At 59.4% G+C, this 16,694-nt stretch carries 21 protein-coding genes; 10 read left to right on the top strand and 11 right to left on the bottom strand.

Annotation, left to right across the window (positions count from 1 at the left end; genetic code table 11):
- The first annotated feature begins 39 nt into the window (after positions 1 to 39).
- Positions 40 to 1,020: a hypothetical protein gene (locus tag O9X91_RS22985; RefSeq protein ID WP_137410500.1), complete on the top strand. Its 981-nt coding sequence runs from the start codon at positions 40 to 42 to the stop codon at positions 1,018 to 1,020.
- Between the two features lie 207 nt (positions 1,021 to 1,227).
- Here the strand turns inward: O9X91_RS22985 and thrS are convergent, their stop codons facing one another.
- The 4 genes from thrS to O9X91_RS23005 form a co-directional block, all read right to left on the bottom strand.
- Positions 1,228 to 3,231, bottom strand: a complete 2,004-nt coding sequence (gene thrS, locus O9X91_RS22990) for a threonine--tRNA ligase (RefSeq protein ID WP_269834092.1) — start codon at positions 3,229 to 3,231, stop codon at positions 1,228 to 1,230.
- Between the two features lie 126 nt (positions 3,232 to 3,357).
- The gene (locus tag O9X91_RS22995; RefSeq protein ID WP_137410501.1) at positions 3,358 to 3,882 is read right to left on the bottom strand and encodes a DUF1697 domain-containing protein; all 525 of its coding nucleotides are present in this window, start codon (positions 3,880 to 3,882) and stop codon (positions 3,358 to 3,360) included.
- Positions 3,879 to 4,238 carry a membrane protein insertion efficiency factor YidD gene (gene yidD, locus O9X91_RS23000; protein ID WP_269834093.1) on the bottom strand — a complete coding sequence of 120 codons (360 nt, stop codon included), beginning with the start codon at positions 4,236 to 4,238 and terminating at the stop codon, positions 3,879 to 3,881. The genes O9X91_RS22995 and yidD overlap by 4 nt, the downstream gene beginning before the upstream one ends.
- 3 nt (positions 4,239 to 4,241) lie before the next feature.
- Positions 4,242 to 4,688 (bottom strand): iron-sulfur cluster assembly scaffold protein, encoded by a 447-nt coding sequence (locus tag O9X91_RS23005; protein WP_269834094.1) that lies wholly within the window; start codon positions 4,686 to 4,688, stop codon positions 4,242 to 4,244.
- A 283-nt stretch (positions 4,689 to 4,971) separates the two neighbouring features.
- Between O9X91_RS23005 and folE the strand changes: the two genes are divergently transcribed.
- The 3 genes from folE (at position 4,972) to O9X91_RS23020 (ending at position 7,113) form a co-directional block, all read left to right on the top strand.
- Positions 4,972 to 5,598 (top strand): GTP cyclohydrolase I FolE, encoded by a 627-nt coding sequence (folE, locus tag O9X91_RS23010; protein ID WP_003495569.1) that lies wholly within the window; start codon positions 4,972 to 4,974, stop codon positions 5,596 to 5,598.
- 26 nt (positions 5,599 to 5,624) lie between these two features.
- A complete protein-coding gene (hisI, locus tag O9X91_RS23015) occupies positions 5,625 to 6,077 on the top strand; it encodes a phosphoribosyl-AMP cyclohydrolase (RefSeq protein ID WP_077982096.1) in 453 nt (150 codons plus the stop codon).
- Between the two features lie 94 nt (positions 6,078 to 6,171).
- The gene (locus O9X91_RS23020) at positions 6,172 to 7,113 is read left to right on the top strand and encodes a patatin-like phospholipase family protein (protein WP_077982095.1); all 942 of its coding nucleotides are present in this window, start codon (positions 6,172 to 6,174) and stop codon (positions 7,111 to 7,113) included.
- A gap of 150 nt (positions 7,114 to 7,263) precedes the next feature.
- Here O9X91_RS23020 and O9X91_RS23025 read toward each other — a convergent pair whose 3' ends face one another.
- Positions 7,264 to 7,698 (bottom strand): CBS domain-containing protein, encoded by a 435-nt coding sequence (locus O9X91_RS23025; RefSeq protein ID WP_080790547.1) that lies wholly within the window; start codon positions 7,696 to 7,698, stop codon positions 7,264 to 7,266.
- 154 nt (positions 7,699 to 7,852) lie between these two features.
- Positions 7,853 to 8,590: a rhomboid family intramembrane serine protease gene (locus tag O9X91_RS23030; RefSeq protein ID WP_269825145.1), complete on the bottom strand. Its 738-nt coding sequence runs from the start codon at positions 8,588 to 8,590 to the stop codon at positions 7,853 to 7,855.
- 355 nt (positions 8,591 to 8,945) lie between these two features.
- Here O9X91_RS23030 and O9X91_RS23035 point away from each other — a divergent pair, with 355 nt between their 5' ends.
- On the top strand, positions 8,946 to 9,503 hold the full coding sequence (locus tag O9X91_RS23035; protein WP_162520389.1) for a PAS domain-containing protein: 558 nt from the start codon (positions 8,946 to 8,948) through the stop codon (positions 9,501 to 9,503).
- Between the two features lie 183 nt (positions 9,504 to 9,686).
- Positions 9,687 to 10,304: a PilZ domain-containing protein gene (locus O9X91_RS23040; RefSeq protein WP_077982091.1), complete on the top strand. Its 618-nt coding sequence runs from the start codon at positions 9,687 to 9,689 to the stop codon at positions 10,302 to 10,304.
- 277 nt (positions 10,305 to 10,581) lie between these two features.
- Here the strand turns inward: O9X91_RS23040 and O9X91_RS23045 are convergent, their stop codons facing one another.
- On the bottom strand, positions 10,582 to 10,764 hold the full coding sequence (locus O9X91_RS23045) for a hypothetical protein (RefSeq protein WP_244614235.1): 183 nt from the start codon (positions 10,762 to 10,764) through the stop codon (positions 10,582 to 10,584).
- Between the two features lie 239 nt (positions 10,765 to 11,003).
- On the opposite strand from O9X91_RS23045, the gene O9X91_RS23050 reads away from it, so the two are divergent.
- The gene (locus O9X91_RS23050) at positions 11,004 to 11,612 is read left to right on the top strand and encodes a transglutaminase-like cysteine peptidase (protein ID WP_003523403.1); all 609 of its coding nucleotides are present in this window, start codon (positions 11,004 to 11,006) and stop codon (positions 11,610 to 11,612) included.
- 82 nt (positions 11,613 to 11,694) lie between these two features.
- On the opposite strand, the gene O9X91_RS23055 is transcribed toward O9X91_RS23050, so the two are convergent.
- Positions 11,695 to 12,129, bottom strand: a complete 435-nt coding sequence (locus O9X91_RS23055) for a DUF1489 family protein (protein WP_077982090.1) — start codon at positions 12,127 to 12,129, stop codon at positions 11,695 to 11,697.
- Positions 12,130 to 12,194: 65 nt separating this feature from the next.
- Entirely contained in the window at positions 12,195 to 13,598 is a 1,404-nt protein-coding gene (locus O9X91_RS23060; RefSeq protein ID WP_137410506.1) for an L-serine ammonia-lyase, read from the bottom strand.
- On the opposite strand from O9X91_RS23060, the gene O9X91_RS23065 reads away from it, so the two are divergent.
- Together O9X91_RS23065 and O9X91_RS23070 are read left to right on the top strand one after the other, a co-directional pair.
- On the top strand, positions 13,597 to 13,986 hold the full coding sequence (locus O9X91_RS23065) for a hypothetical protein (RefSeq protein WP_162520390.1): 390 nt from the start codon (positions 13,597 to 13,599) through the stop codon (positions 13,984 to 13,986). The genes O9X91_RS23060 and O9X91_RS23065 overlap by 2 nt on opposite strands.
- A 270-nt stretch (positions 13,987 to 14,256) precedes the next feature.
- Positions 14,257 to 14,607: a hypothetical protein gene (locus tag O9X91_RS23070; RefSeq protein ID WP_142912372.1), complete on the top strand. Its 351-nt coding sequence runs from the start codon at positions 14,257 to 14,259 to the stop codon at positions 14,605 to 14,607.
- 9 nt (positions 14,608 to 14,616) lie between these two features.
- Here the strand turns inward: O9X91_RS23070 and O9X91_RS23075 are convergent, their stop codons facing one another.
- A complete protein-coding gene (locus tag O9X91_RS23075) occupies positions 14,617 to 15,381 on the bottom strand; it encodes a phosphodiester glycosidase family protein (protein ID WP_142912373.1) in 765 nt (254 codons plus the stop codon).
- Positions 15,382 to 15,486: 105 nt separating this feature from the next.
- Positions 15,487 to 15,648, bottom strand: a complete 162-nt coding sequence (locus O9X91_RS23080) for an entericidin domain-containing protein (protein ID WP_004442283.1) — start codon at positions 15,646 to 15,648, stop codon at positions 15,487 to 15,489.
- A gap of 192 nt (positions 15,649 to 15,840) precedes the next feature.
- Here O9X91_RS23080 and O9X91_RS23085 point away from each other — a divergent pair, with 192 nt between their 5' ends.
- Positions 15,841 to 16,617: a formyl transferase gene (locus O9X91_RS23085; RefSeq protein ID WP_077982088.1), complete on the top strand. Its 777-nt coding sequence runs from the start codon at positions 15,841 to 15,843 to the stop codon at positions 16,615 to 16,617.
- Positions 16,618 to 16,694: the final 77 nt, after the last annotated feature.

Genomic DNA, 16,694 nt, shown 5'->3' on the forward strand with positions numbered 1-16,694 from the left:
AGTGATCCGGGAAAATCAAGAAGTCAATCGGTATCGAAAATGTCGGCAATCAAAATCGCGGCACGTCTGACCATTGCATGTGCCGCGCTTGGCCTTTTATCACAAGCCGCTTTTTCGCAGGACGCCTTCAAAGACTTCAAGCAGCTCGGCGGCACGCCGAAAATGCCGAAGCTCAATGCTTTCACCGCCCCAACGGCGCCCAACGCCCCGGAAAGCGCCGCCCGTGACATCGCCATGGAAGCCAAGCTGACCAGCGAAGGCGAAGCGGTGAAGGAAGGCCTGTCATGGCGCGTATTCAGCCCCATTCCCGGCGCTGACGGCAAATTGCCGATGCTGGCAAGCTCGGAAGGCGGCTCCGCCGAATTTCATCTGGTGCCGGGCGAATATTTGGTCAACGTCGCCTTCGGGCGCGCGGGCGTCACCAAAAAGCTCAATGTCCCGACTTCAGGCAACGTGCAGAAACAGGTGCTGATTCTCGATGCTGGCGGCTTCGTACTGAATGCGGTTGCGGGTTCCGACAAGCAGATTTCCGGCAACCAGCTCAAATTTTCCGTCTATTCCTCAGACGTCCGCTCCGACGGCGAACGCGGCCTCGTCATGGCCGATATCAAGCCCAATACCATCGTGCGGCTGAACGCCGGGACCTATCACGTGGTTTCGGAATACGGCAATGTCAACGCGGTGGTGCGCGCCGACATCCAGGTGGAAGCCGGCAAGCTGACGGAAGCGACCCTGCAGCATCAGGCCGCGCAGATCACCCTCAAGCTGGTCTCAGAACCGGGCGGCGAAGCCATTGCCGATACGGCCTGGTCGGTGCTGAACGGCGGCGGCGACGTTGTCAACGAAAGCGTCAGCGCCTTTTCGACCATGGTTCTTGCCGAAGGCGAATATACCGCCATCGCCCGCAACAAGGACAAGGTCTACCAGCGCAATTTCAAGGTGACCTCCGGCCGGGATTCGGACGTGGAAGTGCTGATGAAGGACCAGGCGCCGGAAGAGATGTCCGGGGATTTTGAGTAGCCGACATTGCACATTCATCGTCTCGTCGGAGGCGAGATTGTGAGGAACGACCCACACCCTCCACGTCATCCTCGGGCTTGACCCGAGGATCCATTCCCCGCGCCAGACCGTGGATCCTCGGGTCAAGCCCGAGGATGACTTCAGAGAGCTTTAAGCGTCCCTTACCCCGCAAACAAAAACGGCCCCCAAAGAGGCCGTCGTTATTTGTCAAGCAACCTGCTTCTTCGCCGCAAGCTTGCGCTTTATATCCGGCGGCGTCGCCTCGTCCACGAGGCTGGTGATCGCCTCCTCGAGCGACATCGACGTCTGGTTCTGCGAACCGAGACGACGGATGTTGACGGTGCGCTCTTCCGCTTCCTTGCGGCCGCAAACGATGATGACCGGAACCTTGGTCACCGAATGCTCGCGGACCTTGTAATTGATCTTCTCGTTGCGGAAATCGGTCTCGACCGCCATGCCCGCTTCGCGCAGCGCTTCGGCGACTTCGCGGCCGTAATCATCGGCATCCGAGGTGATCGTCGCGACTACCACCTGCAGCGGGGCGAACCACAAGGGCATGTGACCGGCGAAGTTCTCGATCAGAATGCCGAGGAAACGCTCCATCGAACCGCAGATGGCGCGATGGATCATGACAGGCTGCGTCTTCTCCGAGTTCTGGTCGATATAGAAGGCACCAAAACGTTCAGGCAGATTGAAGTCCACCTGCGTCGTGCCGCACTGCCACTCACGGCCGATGGCGTCCTTCAGCGTATATTCGAACTTCGGCCCGTAGAATGCGCCCTCGCCCGGCAGGATGCCGGTCTTGATGCGGCCTTCGGACTGTTCCTCGATGGTCTTCAGAACCTCCATCATCACGCTTTCGGCGCGATCCCAGAGATCGTCGGAACCGACGCGCTTTTCAGGGCGCGTGGAGAGCTTGACGACGACTTCGCTGAAACCGAAATCCTCGTAGACCGAGAGGATCAGATCGTTGATGCGCAGGCATTCCGCCGCCATCTGCTCTTCCGTGCAGAAGACATGCGCATCGTCCTGCGTAAAGCCGCGAACGCGCATCAGGCCATGCAGGGCGCCGGAAGCCTCGTAGCGATGCACATTACCAAATTCCGCAAGGCGGACGGGCATTTCGCGGTAAGACTTCAAGCCATGTTTGAAGATCTGCACGTGACCCGGGCAGTTCATCGGCTTGAGCGCAAAGACACGCTGGTCGGCTTCCTCGTCATCGGGATGGGTGAAGGCATGGGCGGATTTCACCGCGAACATGTTTTCCTGATACCAGCCCCAGTGACCCGAAGTCTCCCACAGCGACTTGTCCAGAATCTGCGGCGCGTTGACTTCCTGATAGGTGTTGGCAAGCCGCCGGCGCATATAGGCCGTCAGCGTCTGGAACATGCGCCAGCCCTTGCCGTGCCAGAACACGACGCCCGGACCCTCTTCCTGGAAATGGAACAGGTCCATTTCGCGACCAAGGCGGCGATGGTCGCGCTTTTCGGCTTCGGCCAGAACATGCAGGTAATTGTCCAGCTCTTCCTGCGTTGCCCAGGCGGTGCCATAGATGCGCGACAACATCGCATTATTGCTGTCGCCGCGCCAATAGGCGCCGGCCACCTTCATCAGCTTGAAGGCCGTGCCAATCTGTCCCGTGGAGGCCATATGCGGACCGCGGCAAAGATCGAACCAGTCACCCTGATAATAGATCTTCAGGTCCTGGCCTTCGGGAATGGCGTCGACCAGTTCGCCCTTGTAGTTTTCGCCCTTGGCGGCAAAGACTTCCTTCGCCTTTTCGCGCGACCAGACCTCGCGGGTAAACGGCTTGTTGCGCTGAATGATCTCCTTCATCCGCTTTTCGATCTTCGGCAGATCTTCCGGCGTGAAAGGCTCGTTCTTGGCAAAGTCGTAATAAAAGCCGTTCTCGATAACAGGGCCGATCGTCACCTGCGTGCCGGGCCACAGTTCCTGCACGGCCTCGGCCATGACGTGGGCGGCATCGTGGCGGATGAGCTCCAGCGCGCGCTTGTCGTCGCGCGTGACGATCTCGATTTTGCCATCGGTGATGGTCTCGGACAAATCGCGCACGGTGCCATCAAGCGCAATGGCGACGGCCTTCTTGGCAAGCGATTTGGAGATGGATTCGGCGACCTCACGGCCGGTCGTACCGGCGGGGTAGCTGCGCACGGATCCATCGGGAAATGTAAGGGAAATGGCTTCAGACATCGTCTCGTGCTCCTGTCCAGTCCCGCCAACGAATGCGGGTGGTGTTGGAATAATGATTTGCCCGCAACAGGCCGGCACGCAGGCTGATAAAGGCTTTTGCCATTGCAGTCAAAGGTGAAGGGTGCTTCAGCGAAGCATTTCCGCAAGGCCATTGACCGTATTGGCGTTACGGGTCGTGCCGACACCAAGCCTTTTGGTGGTCAGGACAGGCAACAGCCGGCTCTCGCTCGGTTTGCCGCAAAAATCGATCCATAGATCGCCACCGGCAAGCGTGATCTTCTCCCTGCCCCGATATTTCTCCAGCAATTCGAGGACGCTGTGGTCCAACGGCGCCCGCATGACCCTCACGCAGACATCCGGCGGATTGCCTTGCGGAAACGGATTATCCGCCGCCAGTTTCAGCCAGTCGTCGCCCGCGCGAACGAGAATATCGACATGTTTACCGAAACGCTTTTCGAAGGCGCGCTCCAGCCTGTCCTCGATCTCGCGAACAGGTGCCATCTCGGCGCGAAAAACCAGATTTCCGGTCGCGACAAGCGTCTTGCAGTCGGTAAACCCCAGCTGTTCCGCCAATGCCCTGAGATCGGCCATGATGAGCCGCTTGCCGGGGCCGAGCACGATGCTGTGCAGCAAGGCCACATAGTCATTCATCGATGCAGGCTCCAGTAACGCCACGGCGCCCACCAGCGCCCCGTGCTGCCGAGCGCTTCCGGCACCGGGTCCAGCCCGCTGGTGCCGCCCGGGCCGCAGCGCGCCACGCGAAACAGCGTCATCCACCCGCCGGCCCACAGCCCGTGGCGAGCAATCGCCTCATAGCCATATTCGGAACAGGTGGGGATATGGCGGCAGGAATTTCCGACGAAGCCGGATAGCGTCAGCTGATAAAGCCGGATGAAACCCACGCCCAGAAGCCGCCCCGGCGTTTTGGCGAAGCTGCCCGCCCAATTGCGGGATCGGCTCGCTTTTTCCGCTGTCTGCTGGTGCCGGCAGCCCGGTTCGCCACACATCGCCTAACCCGCAACGTTCAGAGCCGGCCGCCCCTCAATCTGGTCGAGCGCATCGACCACCGCTTCGAAGGTCAGCATGGTGGACGCGTGGCGCGCCTTGAAATCCCTGACCGGCAAAAGCACCCGCATGTCCTCAAAACGACCCGTCGGCCCCTCACCGTCCTGTTTCAGCATGACGAGCATGTCTTCCCGCGCCTGCCGGATTTCGCCGCTGGAAGCCCCGACAATGTGATGCGCCATGATGGAGGCCGAGGCCTGCCCCAGTGCACATGCACGGACTTCGTGCGAAAAAGCCGTCACTATGCCGTCTTCAACCTTCAGATAGACCTTGAGTTTAGAGCCGCATAGTCGCGAGTGTTTTTCAGCACTCGCATCGGCATCCTCGAGAATTCCCGTCAGTGGAATATTCCCGGCGAAGTCCAGAATGCGATTGTTGTAGATATCGTCCATCGTCAGGTGCCCGGCGCGCTCAAGAATGCCCAAAAACAGGACAGGTCAGATTTTTCAAACACAGCGTTTGTCGCAGTGAAGCTTTCCTGCCCTTCATTCTCATTATATGCTAACGAGCTTTCTGGACATCAAGCCGTGATGAAATTAACGGCTCCGATACCGAAATAACAGCACCGGTCTTGCCAAAATGCTGTAAAACAACCAGATAGCAGCAACTGCGAACATGAGTTCGCGATGAAAAACGAATTCAGGTGCGGCCTTTACCCGCATCGGGAGAGACGGAATGGATGCGATCGTGAAGAATTTCCCCGGCGCTGGCGCAAAACCCGACGTGGCAGAAGCTCGCCCAAGCCAGGCCGAAGCGGAAGAAGCAGTGCGCGTTCTTTTGCGCTGGGCAGGAGAAAATCCCGCCCGCGAAGGACTTCTGGATACGCCGAAGCGTGTCGCCAAGGCCTATCGCGAGCTTTTTGCCGGTTATGAGCTGAATGTTCAGGACGTGCTTGGCACGACCTTCGAGGAAGTCGGCGGTTATGACGATGTGGTGCTGGTGCGCGACATCCCCTTCTTCTCCCATTGCGAGCACCATATGGTGCCGATCGTCGGTAAGGCGCATGTCGCCTATCTTCCGGCCGGTCGCGTGCTCGGCCTGTCGAAGATCGCCCGCGTTGTCGAAATCTTCGGCCGCCGCCTGCAGACGCAGGAAAACATGACCGCGCAGATCGCAAGATCGATCGAAGAAACGCTGAAGCCGCGCGGTGTGGCCGTGATGATCGACGCCGAACATATGTGCATGTCCATGCGCGGCGTCAACAAGCAGGGGTCCACGACGCTGACCACCAGCTTCACCGGCACGTTCAAGAACGATCCGGCCGAGCAGGTGCGCTTCATGACCATGGTGCGGAACCGCTAATCGTTCCGCCATTTTCCGGGGTTACCATGTCCATTCCCTTTCCATCCGCGCCTGCGGACAAGGAAGTGCTCGAAAACGCAGGCCTGTTCTCGCCGAAATTCGATGCTCACGGCCTCGTTACCGCCGTGGTCACCGATGCGCGTGACGGCGAATTGCTGATGGTTGCCCATATGAACGCTGAAGCTTTGTCGCTGACGCTCGAAACCGGCATCGCCCATTACTACAGCCGCTCGCGCGACAAAATCTGGAAGAAGGGCGAGACCTCCGGCAACCTGCAGACGGTGAAGGAATTCCGCACCGATTGCGACCAGGACGCCGTGTGGCTGAAGGTCTCCGTCGCCGGCCATGACGCGACCTGCCACACCGGCCGCCGCTCCTGCTTTTATCGCAAAGTCGAACTCTCCGACGGCCAGGCGGTGACGAAGATCACCGACGATACCCGCCATTTCGATCCGGCGACCACCTATTCCGCAACTTGAACGGCTACCTTCCATCGGCCGCACCAATTTGCTACCAATATAGCGGGTTCCGGGGATAGGACGGAGCCTGACGGAACTGGCAGGGAGTGCAGTCATGTTGGGATGGGGAAATCGTCACAATCAACTTTCGGCTGGCAATCCCGAAGCCTTCGGCAACGAACCGCCGGTCACCCAGATCGTCGACAAGCACCGCATAGCGCTCGCGCTTGGCGGTGGGGCTGCGCGCGGCTGGGCCCATATCGGCGTCCTGCGGGCGCTGGATGAGGCAGGGGTGAAGATCGGCATGATCGCCGGCACCTCGATCGGCGCGCTGGTCGGTGGTTGTTATCTCGCCGGCAAGCTCGATGAGCTGGAAGAATTCGCCCGCTCGCTGACGATGCGCCGCATTGCCGGGCTGCTCGATCTCACCATCGGCGGCGGCGGGCTCTTCGGCGGCATGCGGCTGACCAAGCGCATGCAGGAACATCTGGAAGGCCTGCGCGTCGAAAACCTCGACCATCCCTTCATCGCGGTCGCGACGGAACTGCGCACCGGCCACGAGGTCTGGATTCACCAGGGCGATCTCGTCACCGCGCTGCGCTCTTCCTATGCGCTGCCGGGCATTTTCGAACCCGTGCAGTGCAACGGCCGCACGCTGATCGACGGCGCGCTCGTCAATCCCGTACCGGTTTCGGTCTGCCGGGCCTATGAGCAGGCGCTGGTCGTCGCGGTCAATCTGAATTACGATCTTTTCGGCCGCTCCGCCGTGGTCAAGCACTCCGCGTCACCATCGCATGGCGGCGTTGCGCCGGCTGTGGAAAGCCCGCCGCGTCCCGGCCTGCCGGGCGTCATGGTGCAGGCCTTCAACATCATTCAGGACAGGATTTCGCGCTCGCGCCTGGCGGGCGACCCGCCCGACCTGATGCTTCACCCCCGCATCAACGATATCGGCCTCTCGGAATTCCATCGCGCCAGTGAAGCCATCGACCGGGGATATGAGGAAACACGCTCCCGCATTCCGGAACTGGAGCGCATGCAGCAGGCATTCCGGCGCTGATGCGCGAGACCCTCATTCCTATGCTTGTCAAACGAATCCAGCCGACGCATCTGCGTGGCGGAGGGACTCCTTTCAGCCCAAGGACTTGGGCTGACTAGATTCCTGTGGCGAGCACAGGAATGAGGGACGTGATTCGCGTCGCGAACGAAATCACCCGGCAATATAGGCCTTGATTTGCTCCGCTTCGGCTTCGATCTCGCCAATCCGCGCCTTCACCACGTCGCCGATGGAGATGATGCCGGCAAGGCGGCCATTTTCTTCAACCGGCACATGCCTGAAGCGTCCGCCGGTCATGATTTCCATCAGCTGATCGGTGGTGGAATTATGCTGGCAGCGAATGACATTCTTGGTCATGGCCACCGACACGGATTGCTGGAGGGAGGCGGCGCCCTTGCCCGCCACAGCCTTTACGAGATCGCGCTCCGTGAAGATGCCGAGAACGACGCCATCGGCGTCTGTCACGACGACGGAACCGATCTTGTGAGCGTGCAGCGTTCCCGCCGCCTCACCGATGCTGACCTCCGGACCGACAGTCACGACGTCCCGGCCCTTGCGGTCGAGAAGATCCTTTACGAATGTTGCCATGCCTTCCTCCTCTTTGCAGCGACCCGCAGCGCCGCAGTCTCCCCCGGCGGTTGCAAATCATGGGATATGGTGCGCTGAGGCCCGCATGAATGCAATCCCGGATGGGACGCGCGAAAGCAAATTTGCGCCACGGCCGACAAGGAGCGTGATCGGCTCAGACCAGTCGCCGATCGAAAAGCCCGAAGAACAGGAAGCCGAGCAGAAAGCCGAAGACATGCGCGTCCCAGGCGATTTTGCCGCCGACATCGCCGAACAGCGGCACGCCGACCGCAATCAGCACATTGCCGAACAGCCACATCAGCGTGAAGATCAGCACGGTGCGGTTGGAAAGCGCCCCGAGAATGCTCTGTCTCGGCATCAGATGCCCGAAGGAGGCGCTATATCCACCGCGCGCAGGAAAGGCAAAGCGGCAGGCCGCCCCCATCAGCGCCGAAACGACACCGGACGCCCCGATCAGCACCGTCACATCGCCCCAGTTCAGCGCCGCATGGCCGAAGGCGGAAACGGCGGCGGAAATGCACCATAACAGCACGAAGCGCACTGTTCCGATCCGGCGCAGAACCGGCGCGCCAAAGGCCATCAGCCACAATCCGTTAAAGAGAATATGCTCGATGCCGCCATGCAGGAAAGAATAGGTCACCGGCGTCCAGAGCCATTCCAGACCCTGCTGGGAAAACGGCACCGCATAACGCAGCGGAATGAAGCCGAAGGTGAAGATAAACCAGCCATTGCCTTCCTCCGAAAGAAGATAGGCGGGAACGACATAAGCCACGATCAGCGCGGCCAGAATGCCGACCAGCAGCGACGGCAAGTTGAAGACGGGATTGTTCGTGTCGTCTTTCGGCTCCGGCGTTTCCGAAACCGGCGGCTGTTCGCCGTCCCCGTAGGACATGATCCCATCCCTGTCTTGGTCGAATTTTGCGTTCCCCGAGCAATATAGGAAGCCCGAACGAAAAAAAAAGCCGTCCCGCCTTCGAAGCGCGCGACGCCCAAACCGCTATCGGCAAGGACGCCGGGCCGCAGACGGTCCGGCTTGCGGGCCCGCCTTGAAATAACAGGCGACGCCATCGAATTGTGCTGACGGAGCTTTCCCCGACATGGCCGTTCCGATGCCACGACTATCGCCACCGGGCAATATCAACCCTTTGTTAACCTTAATAAATCCACTTGGCACGAAAATCGCTAGACCTCCAGATACAGACGTTCGGATGGACATGATGTCCCAAAAACGAACATGGAGAGATGCTATGAAGAGCATGGCCGGACTGGAGATATACGCTTATTGGGATGAACTGCGCGGCAAGCGATCGGCCCCGCGACGCGAGGACATCGATCCCGCAAAGCTGAAACATCACCTCGGCGATCTTTTTATCCTCACGGACAAGGGAGAGAACACCCCGTTTTTCCGCCTTGCCGGTACACGTCTTTGCGACCTGTTCGGCCGGGAATTGCGGGATCGCCCGTTTTCGGAGTTATGGCAGCCGGCGAACGCCGTCTTCCCCTGCCGCGTCGCGCGCGGCATCCTGCACCACCAGTTACCCGTGGTCTTCGATGTCGAGGCGGAGGATAGCTATGGCGCGGCGCCGCTGGCATTCGAAATGCTGCTCCTGCCGCTGCGCACCGATCCCGACGCCGCCCCAAGGCTGCTCGGGGCGCTGCTTGCGGAGCGGCCGCGACACGAATTCGCCGCGCCCATCCAGTGCCTGTCCATAAAGAGCAGCCGCCTGCTGCTCCTGGACATCGCGCCGGAAGGGTATCCGGTGAATGGGATGGCCGCCGATACACCGCGCGCCGAAAGCCGCTGACGGACCTGTTCCAACGCTCCCCGCCCCTCCAGGAGAGGTCCGGCAGCACCCGAATCTCAAAAAAATACGTCAGAACTGTAACGATATTGCCGATCAGAAAAATTGTAGAGATTAAACAATACAGTCTGTTAACTCGCGCAAGGTAGAAACTTACCGTCATCATTCATTACAATTGCGCTGCCCATGTTTTCGTCTCGTTCGGCCAACACCGCCCAAATCCTGCGTCCGGTTGAGGAAGCTCACCTCGACGACGCCGTCCGTGTGTCCTTCACCGGCCGCCTGATGTTGCCCGATCATGAAGAATATGATTGCACCGCAACCGAGATGACCGCCGAAAGGGCGCAGTTCACCTGCCCAGGCATTGCCCGCCGCGGTGATCGCGTCATCGCCTATCTCCAGCATATCGGTCGGATCGAAGGCACGGTGACATCACTCATCGCATCCGGATTCCTCATCGCCATCAACGCGCCGGAGCGCAAGCGGGAAAAACTCGCCGCGCAGCTCGCCTGGATCGCCAAGCGTCAATTGCTCGGCCTGCCGGAAGACCGCCGCCACGACCGTCTGACGCCGCGTAACGCCAAGGCACAGCTCGTTCTGGAAGACGGCGTGCTCGTCGCCTGCCGGCTGATCGACCTTTCCCTGTCAGGTGCGGCCATTGAGATCGAAAACCGGCCGCCGCTCGGAAGCCGGGTCCAGCTCGGCAAGAATATGAGCGGCAAGATCGTGCGCCACTTCATGGAAGGCGTCGCGGTCGAATTCGACCGGGTGCAATCGCCCGACGCGCTGATTGAGTTTCTCTAGGACGTTCCATCGAACGCGGCAGGTTTTGCGCCCGTAAGAATACGGCGGCGTCTTCAGCGCGCGTTGCGCTCGCCCCATCGTCTCACAATTGAGGAGATTCCCTGATCGCGGTGTGGCGGTCTATGCTCTGCCCTTCGCGGCAGCGTGACGATCACACATCGCTCATGGCGTCCGCCGCTCCATTCTCTGCTTCTCTCCGCCGAACACTTCGATTTTCACGCCATGACCGCGCCGGCTCTGATCCGAGACAGCGCCGCGGACCATTTCGCGCCCTCGCTCAGGTCAGCCGCCGCGCGAACTGGGACGAAAAGCGCTCCGCAAAACTTTTTTCCCGGAAAAAATGCAGTTTTTTTGAAGTTTTTTTGCCGCTTTTTCCTGCCTGTCCCAGCCTGAAACAGCCATCCCGAAACGGGAAATCCACCACTTCCTTGAGCGCCGTGAACCGGCCGCGCGCCGCCATGAAAACCGCAGGACGCGGAAAATCGCTGTCAATACAGCGATCTAGATGGCTACCAAAAGCCTAAGGCCAAGACGCGTAAAATTGTAATAAAATTTGCTTCAAACACGCATAAAAACTAGTTCGAATACAGTTCAAAACAACGGCTAATTTGCTGAAATTTAAGCTAAAATTGCGCTTCGCAAATTTCCGCCGGGTCAAAATATACCTGCGAATGTCTCCTCACCACGGGGAGACAAGCAATGAACAAGAACAACCGTTTCGTTTTCACTCTGATCGCATTCATCGTCAGCGCCTTCGCGCATCAGGCAAGCGCCTCGCCCGCCGCCGTCATGCGCGTCATCGGCAAAGCCAACCCGCCGATCGGCCACTATGAATTCTGCCAGACCTATCAGAGCGAATGCCAGCCGACCTCGCTGGACAACGGCCCGATGAAGCTGACCGAAGAGCGCTGGAAGACGATGCTCGACGTCAACTACACCGTCAACACCACCATCACGCCGATGACCGACATGGAAATCTATGGCGTCGAAGAACGCTGGGCCTATCCCACCACGGTCGGCGACTGCGAAGACTTCGTGCTCCTGAAGCGCAAGATGCTGATGAACAAGGGCTTCTCCGCCTCCAACCTCCTGATCACCGTGGTTCTGCAGCCGAATGGCGAAGGCCATGCCGTTCTGACCGTCCGCACCGATCGTGGCGATTTTGTTCTCGACAACATGCGCAACAAGGTCATGAACTGGTCGGAAACCGAATATACCTATCTGAAGCGCCAGGACACCGCCAATCCCGGCCGCTGGGTGAAAATTCAGGATGGTCGTGCCACCACTGCGGTCGGCGGCATCAACTGAACCAACAAACGACCTGTCTCCCCAAACGAAAAAGCCGGCTCCGCAAGGATGCCGGCTTTTTCATGTTCCAATCCGTTAAGCGTCAGAGCAACCCAAGCTCCGCCAGTTCCCGCCTGAGATCGGAAGGCATGTCCTCGCCGCCCATGCCGCCGCCGAGATCGCGTGGCGCTTCATCGTCCTTCAGGTAACGCCAGCCCTGAAACGGGCGCTTCGGCGCGGGTGAGGTTTCGATGACCTCTGGGCCGAGAATGAGATCGCAGCGGGAAATACCGTCTTCGCCCTTGAAGGAGCGGATATCGAGAAGTGTCTGCCGCGCCTGCACCTGTCCCTTGATGACCCAGTAGAGAGAGCCGCCTTCCAGCAGTTCCTCGACGCGCTTTGGGATCATCCGGGTGGTGTGGACGCTATGCGGCTCAAGGCCAGCGGCAATTGCTGTCAGCGCGCGGTGCGCGACCCAGTCTCGCAAGTCCTGGATCGAATCCGCGCCAACGCAAAGTTTGATGAGATGTAGAGGCATGCCTCTATCAATGCCTTTTTGCGACGGGCGTCAAGCATCTGCACGACGCCTGCCGCCCTGCCCGCTCAGCACTCCACAACGTTGACGGCGAGGCCGCCGGTGGAAGTTTCCTTGTATTTCTCGCTCATGTCGTTGCCGGTCTGGCGCATGGTCTCGATGCAGGCATCGAGCGGCACGAAATGCTGGCCGTCACCCTTCAGCGCCAGCGAAGCCGCTGTTACCGCCTTGACGGCGCCAAGCGCGTTGCGCTCGATGCACGGCACCTGCACGAGGCCCGCGATCGGATCGCAGGTCATGCCAAGGTGATGTTCGAGCGCGATCTCTGCGGCATTCTCCACCTGTTCGGGCGATCCGCCCATGACCGCGGCAAGACCCGCCGCCGCCATGGCCGCAGCCGATCCGACTTCGCCCTGACAGCCCACTTCCGCGCCCGATATCGAGGCATTGTGCTTGATGATGCCGCCGATGGCGGCGGCCGTCAGCAGGAAGTCCCGCACGTCGTCAATCGTCGCATCCTCATGGAAATGCCGGAAATATCTGACGGTGGCCGGAACGACACCAGCCGCACCATTGGTCGGCGCGGTCACCACGCGGCCGCCGGCGGCGTTTTCCTCGTTCACGGCCATGGCGTAGACGCTCAGCCAGTCATTGGCCATGACCGGGTTCAGCCGGTTGCTGCGCCATTCCGCATTCAGCTTTTCGTAAATGGAGCGGGCGCGGCGGCGCACCTTCAGACCGCCAGGCATGATGCCATCCACTTTCAGACCGCGCTCGATGCAGCCATTCATGGCTTCCCAGATCTGGTCGAGACGCTCGTTCAGTTCTTCGCGGGAAACCACCGTCTCCTCGTTGGCGCGCTTCATCTGGGCGATGGTGCGGCCGGAACGGGCCGCCATATCCAGCATTTCCCGCGCCGTCCCGAAGGGATAAGGCACGCGCGGACCGTTATCGATGGTCTTGCCGCGCTGCTTGATCGCCTCCAGTTCCGTATCGGTCACGACGAAACCGCCGCCGACGGAATAATAGATGCGCTTGATGAGAAGCCTGCCCTGATTGTCGAAGGCGGAAAAAGTCATGCCGTTGGCGTGGCCGGGCAGTGGGTTCTTCTTGTCGAAGACGAGATCCTCGGCCGGATGGAACAGATAGGACGGGTGACCGGGCGGTGTGACCGTGCCCGCCTTTTCGACCGTGTCGATGATCGCATCCATGGCATCGGGATCGACAAGGTCCGGCCGCTCGCCGGTCAGGCCGAGGATGACGGCACGCCCGGTACCGTGGCCAATGCCGGTAAAGGCAAGCGAACCGTGCAGGCTGACCTTCAGCTGCGCAACGGCCGCGCCTGCCGGCCGCGGCCACTCATCGCTAAGGATCAGCGCCAGAAAGCGGTTAGCCGCCGTCATCGGCCCCATCGTATGGGAGCTCGAAGGACCGATACCGATCTTGAAGACGTCAAAGACCGAAAGAAACATGAAGTTCGCCCTGAATAAGAATGGATTCCTCCACCATCATATCCAAAGCGGCAACGGATCGCCACAAAAGAGCGTCAGCGGTTTGCGCAGCTGCGACATGAGCGTCCCGGAAACGAAAACAGCACGGTTTCCAGAGGAAAACCGCGCCGTTTCAAAACCCGTCATTCAGGAGAAGTGCTTATGGGCTGCCAAAAATGTATGTCAATGCGAGAAAAGCGGCAAAGCCTGCAAGTGCGCGCAAAGTGACGCCCCAGCAGGATTTCTGAGCGGTTTCTTCCATGATTACTCCAGCTATTCACTCTCCGGGGGATCTTCAAGACCCGGCCCGTTGAGCCAAGCATTTATTAAAATCCGGCGGCGAAGGCAAATGCAAAAAGCGGCTAAATGAAGGCGTTTTTGACAGGCTGCCATTCGCGGTATGCATAGGTATGTGAAAAAACAAGGTGTTAGCGCGATGTGTGTTTAAGCGCCATTTTGGCGATCGCCGCAATTTAGGCTAAAGTGTAACCGTTATTTAAAGCTTTCCCACAAACGCCTGTTGAAAACTCATTCGGCAAAACACCTTAGAGTCGAATTTCTTTTGCCGAAGCGCCGAGTCTTGAAAGGCCGCGATTGCTGCTTTATCGACGATGGCAACGACAACGATGCGAGTCTTTCCATGCAGCAGGCATCCTCCTTTCCTGATCGCGAAACGGTCGCGTCGAAACTCACTTCGCTTGGCAGTGAGGATAAAGCCTGGGTGCTGCTGTTGATGGAAAACGCCCTGCAGGACGAAAACCTGCTGGCCGGCCTCAATCTTTATCTCGACCGGCAGGCCAGTGCCCGTTTCCTCAACAGCCTGAAACTGGAAACGGCGGGCGGATGGCTTGGCGGCAATGCCCCTGCCCGGCTGCAGATTCGCATCACCGAAACCGCAAGGGCCAGCCAGCACCCCGCCTATATCGCCTTCCGCAAGGGGTTGACGGCATCGGCCGGTCTCGAAAAAGCCTATCCCAAGGCGCCGATCTGATCGGCCCGCCTAGTCCGGCACCCTGTCGACAACAGCGATAATCGGCCCCATCGGAAAGAGCGAGTCCCGCCTTTTCATCGCGGGAATATCGACGCTTGAGATCGTGCCGTCGAGATAGAGCGCGTTCGGCGCATCCAGCACATCCCTGAACAGCGTGGCGAAATCGTAAAATCGCACGGTATTTTCCGAAATCGCGAAATGCACCATGCCGTCGCTGGAAACGCCGACGCCGTTGCGCCGCTTCAGACTGTCGCTATCGGGCAGAAAGCGCGGATGCAGCGCGCCGTCTATGACGAGCATCGGCCCGGATTGCGTGGCGAAATCCGGTTTCGGATCCGCCGCCAGATAGGCCCCGGTTTCCAGTACGCCAGCCTTGTCCCCCTTCAGATAAAACACACCGTTCGGCAGAAGGTGAAAATTACCCCAGCCGCCCCGCGTGCTGATCGATGAGCGCTCCACCCCATTTTCAATGTAGAGGCCGACCGGCGAATAGTCGGAATGATACATGCCGCCGTTCATGGCGAAGATGCTGAACACATGCTGGCGCCACAGGGCTGAAGAAAGATCGGCGAAATTCCGATATCCCTGCCCGGAGATATGGTCGCGATCATAAATACGGATGGTATTCTTCGCCGGATCGAAACTGCAGACGATATAGCGCCCACCCGCATGGTCGATGGCCTTGCAGAAATCCGCCTGCCCGCCGGCCTGCGCGGAAAATGGCAAAAGCAACGGCAGCAGCAACTGCGCCAGTTTCTTCATCGATAAAATCATGCCCGCCCCTTTGATTCTCATCAGGCGAACATTCGCAGGGAAATTCGGTCAAAGAAAAGGCGTCGCCCTGGTTTTCGGGCAACGCCTTTCCGGGAGGGGAGTCGATTAACGGCGCGCTGCGCGGTCCACGCTGCGGCCGGCATCCTGCGTCGCGTCAACGGCGTTTGCCGTATCCCGGCCCATGCCGCGAATGGTGTTGCCGCAGGAACTCAGGGTGACAACGGTCAGCAAGGCCACGAAAACGGTCGAAAGAATACGTGTAATCATGTGAAACTACTCCCCTATGACTTGCCGTCCAAAGGCAAGCGCCGATGTGATATGCGTCACAATAACGTGAGTCCGAAAAAACGGTTCCAGCGGCATTTCAAAAAATCCCGTCGATGAAAATTAACATGGTTTTGAAGTTCACGCGTGAAACTCGGCATCTGGATCATGGCTTAGGAAAATCCCGTGGGTGATATGACTGACATCAACAATCGGCTTCTGGTGATGACGGCCGGGGGCGCAAACCCCAATGTCATGATCAATGCGCTGGCGACACGATTTCCCGATATCCATGTTTTCATGGAGCAGCCGGAAAGCAAGTCGGTGATTTTCCGGCGGCGTGCGCGCCGACTGGGCTGGATAATCGCCGCAGGCCAGATGGCGACGATGATCGCCTCACGGCTCGGCAAACGCTTCACGGTGCGTAGAAGCGCTGAGATCATCGCCGAACACGGTCTTTCCGCCGATCTCCACCACAGCCTTCCCGTCACGCAATTCGCCTCGCTCAACGATGAAGAATGCCGCAACGCCGCCAATCTGCTGAAACCGGCGGCGATCTTCACCATTTCCTGCCGCCTGCTGACGCCAGCCACGCTGCAAGCCCTGCAATGCCCGGTCATCAATTTCCACGCCGGCATCAACCCCGCATATCGTGGCCAGATGGGCGGTTACTGGGCACTGGTGGAAAGGGACCGCGGCAATTTCGGCGCGACCGTGCATCTGGTCGACAAGGGTGTGGATACCGGCGCCACGCTCTACGAAAAGCGGCTGAAACCCTCGCCTTCCGACACGATTGCCACCTATCCGCTGCTCTTGACCGCCGCTTCGGTGGATATCGCCGTCAGCGCCATAGAGGACGCCCTTTCCGGCAGCCTTGCGCCGCAGCCGCCTTCGCCCGGCAAATCGGTACTGCGCTTCCCGCCAACCATCTGGACCTGGCTGTGGAATGGCCTGACGAAACGAATCTGGTAAAACCGCACGTCAATGAATTGGGGGCGAGCTTCGTCGCAGATGCAAGCCTGTCTTGCCGCAACAGGCACAGACTTCGC

It is taken from the genome of Agrobacterium salinitolerans, from assembly GCF_027498475.1.
Classification (GTDB): Bacteria; Pseudomonadota; Alphaproteobacteria; order Rhizobiales; family Rhizobiaceae; genus Agrobacterium; species Agrobacterium salinitolerans.

Bases quoted from the DNA above. Each gene is read 5' to 3' on its own strand.
- O9X91_RS22985 (WP_137410500.1), top strand. From the start codon at position 40: ATGTCGGCAATCAAAATCGCGGCACGTCTGACCATTGCATGTGCCGCG.
- thrS (WP_269834092.1), bottom strand. From the start codon at position 3,231: ATGTCTGAAGCCATTTCCCTTACATTTCCCGATGGATCCGTGCGCAGC.
- O9X91_RS22995 (WP_137410501.1), bottom strand. From the start codon at position 3,882: ATGAATGACTATGTGGCCTTGCTGCACAGCATCGTGCTCGGCCCCGGC.
- yidD (WP_269834093.1), bottom strand. From the start codon at position 4,238: ATGTGTGGCGAACCGGGCTGCCGGCACCAGCAGACAGCGGAAAAAGCG.
- O9X91_RS23005 (WP_269834094.1), bottom strand. From the start codon at position 4,688: ATGGACGATATCTACAACAATCGCATTCTGGACTTCGCCGGGAATATT.
- folE (WP_003495569.1), top strand. From the start codon at position 4,972: ATGGATGCGATCGTGAAGAATTTCCCCGGCGCTGGCGCAAAACCCGAC.
- hisI (WP_077982096.1), top strand. From the start codon at position 5,625: ATGTCCATTCCCTTTCCATCCGCGCCTGCGGACAAGGAAGTGCTCGAA.
- O9X91_RS23020 (WP_077982095.1), top strand. From the start codon at position 6,172: ATGTTGGGATGGGGAAATCGTCACAATCAACTTTCGGCTGGCAATCCC.
- O9X91_RS23025 (WP_080790547.1), bottom strand. From the start codon at position 7,698: ATGGCAACATTCGTAAAGGATCTTCTCGACCGCAAGGGCCGGGACGTC.
- O9X91_RS23030 (WP_269825145.1), bottom strand. From the start codon at position 8,590: ATGTCCTACGGGGACGGCGAACAGCCGCCGGTTTCGGAAACGCCGGAG.
- O9X91_RS23035 (WP_162520389.1), top strand. From the start codon at position 8,946: ATGAAGAGCATGGCCGGACTGGAGATATACGCTTATTGGGATGAACTG.
- O9X91_RS23040 (WP_077982091.1), top strand. From the start codon at position 9,687: ATGTTTTCGTCTCGTTCGGCCAACACCGCCCAAATCCTGCGTCCGGTT.
- O9X91_RS23045 (WP_244614235.1), bottom strand. From the start codon at position 10,764: ATGGCGGCGCGCGGCCGGTTCACGGCGCTCAAGGAAGTGGTGGATTTC.
- O9X91_RS23050 (WP_003523403.1), top strand. From the start codon at position 11,004: ATGAACAAGAACAACCGTTTCGTTTTCACTCTGATCGCATTCATCGTC.
- O9X91_RS23055 (WP_077982090.1), bottom strand. From the start codon at position 12,129: ATGCCTCTACATCTCATCAAACTTTGCGTTGGCGCGGATTCGATCCAG.
- O9X91_RS23065 (WP_162520390.1), top strand. From the start codon at position 13,597: ATGAAGTTCGCCCTGAATAAGAATGGATTCCTCCACCATCATATCCAA.
- O9X91_RS23060 (WP_137410506.1), bottom strand. From the start codon at position 13,598: ATGTTTCTTTCGGTCTTTGACGTCTTCAAGATCGGTATCGGTCCTTCG.
- O9X91_RS23070 (WP_142912372.1), top strand. From the start codon at position 14,257: ATGCAGCAGGCATCCTCCTTTCCTGATCGCGAAACGGTCGCGTCGAAA.
- O9X91_RS23075 (WP_142912373.1), bottom strand. From the start codon at position 15,381: ATGATTTTATCGATGAAGAAACTGGCGCAGTTGCTGCTGCCGTTGCTT.
- O9X91_RS23080 (WP_004442283.1), bottom strand. From the start codon at position 15,648: ATGATTACACGTATTCTTTCGACCGTTTTCGTGGCCTTGCTGACCGTT.
- O9X91_RS23085 (WP_077982088.1), top strand. From the start codon at position 15,841: ATGACTGACATCAACAATCGGCTTCTGGTGATGACGGCCGGGGGCGCA.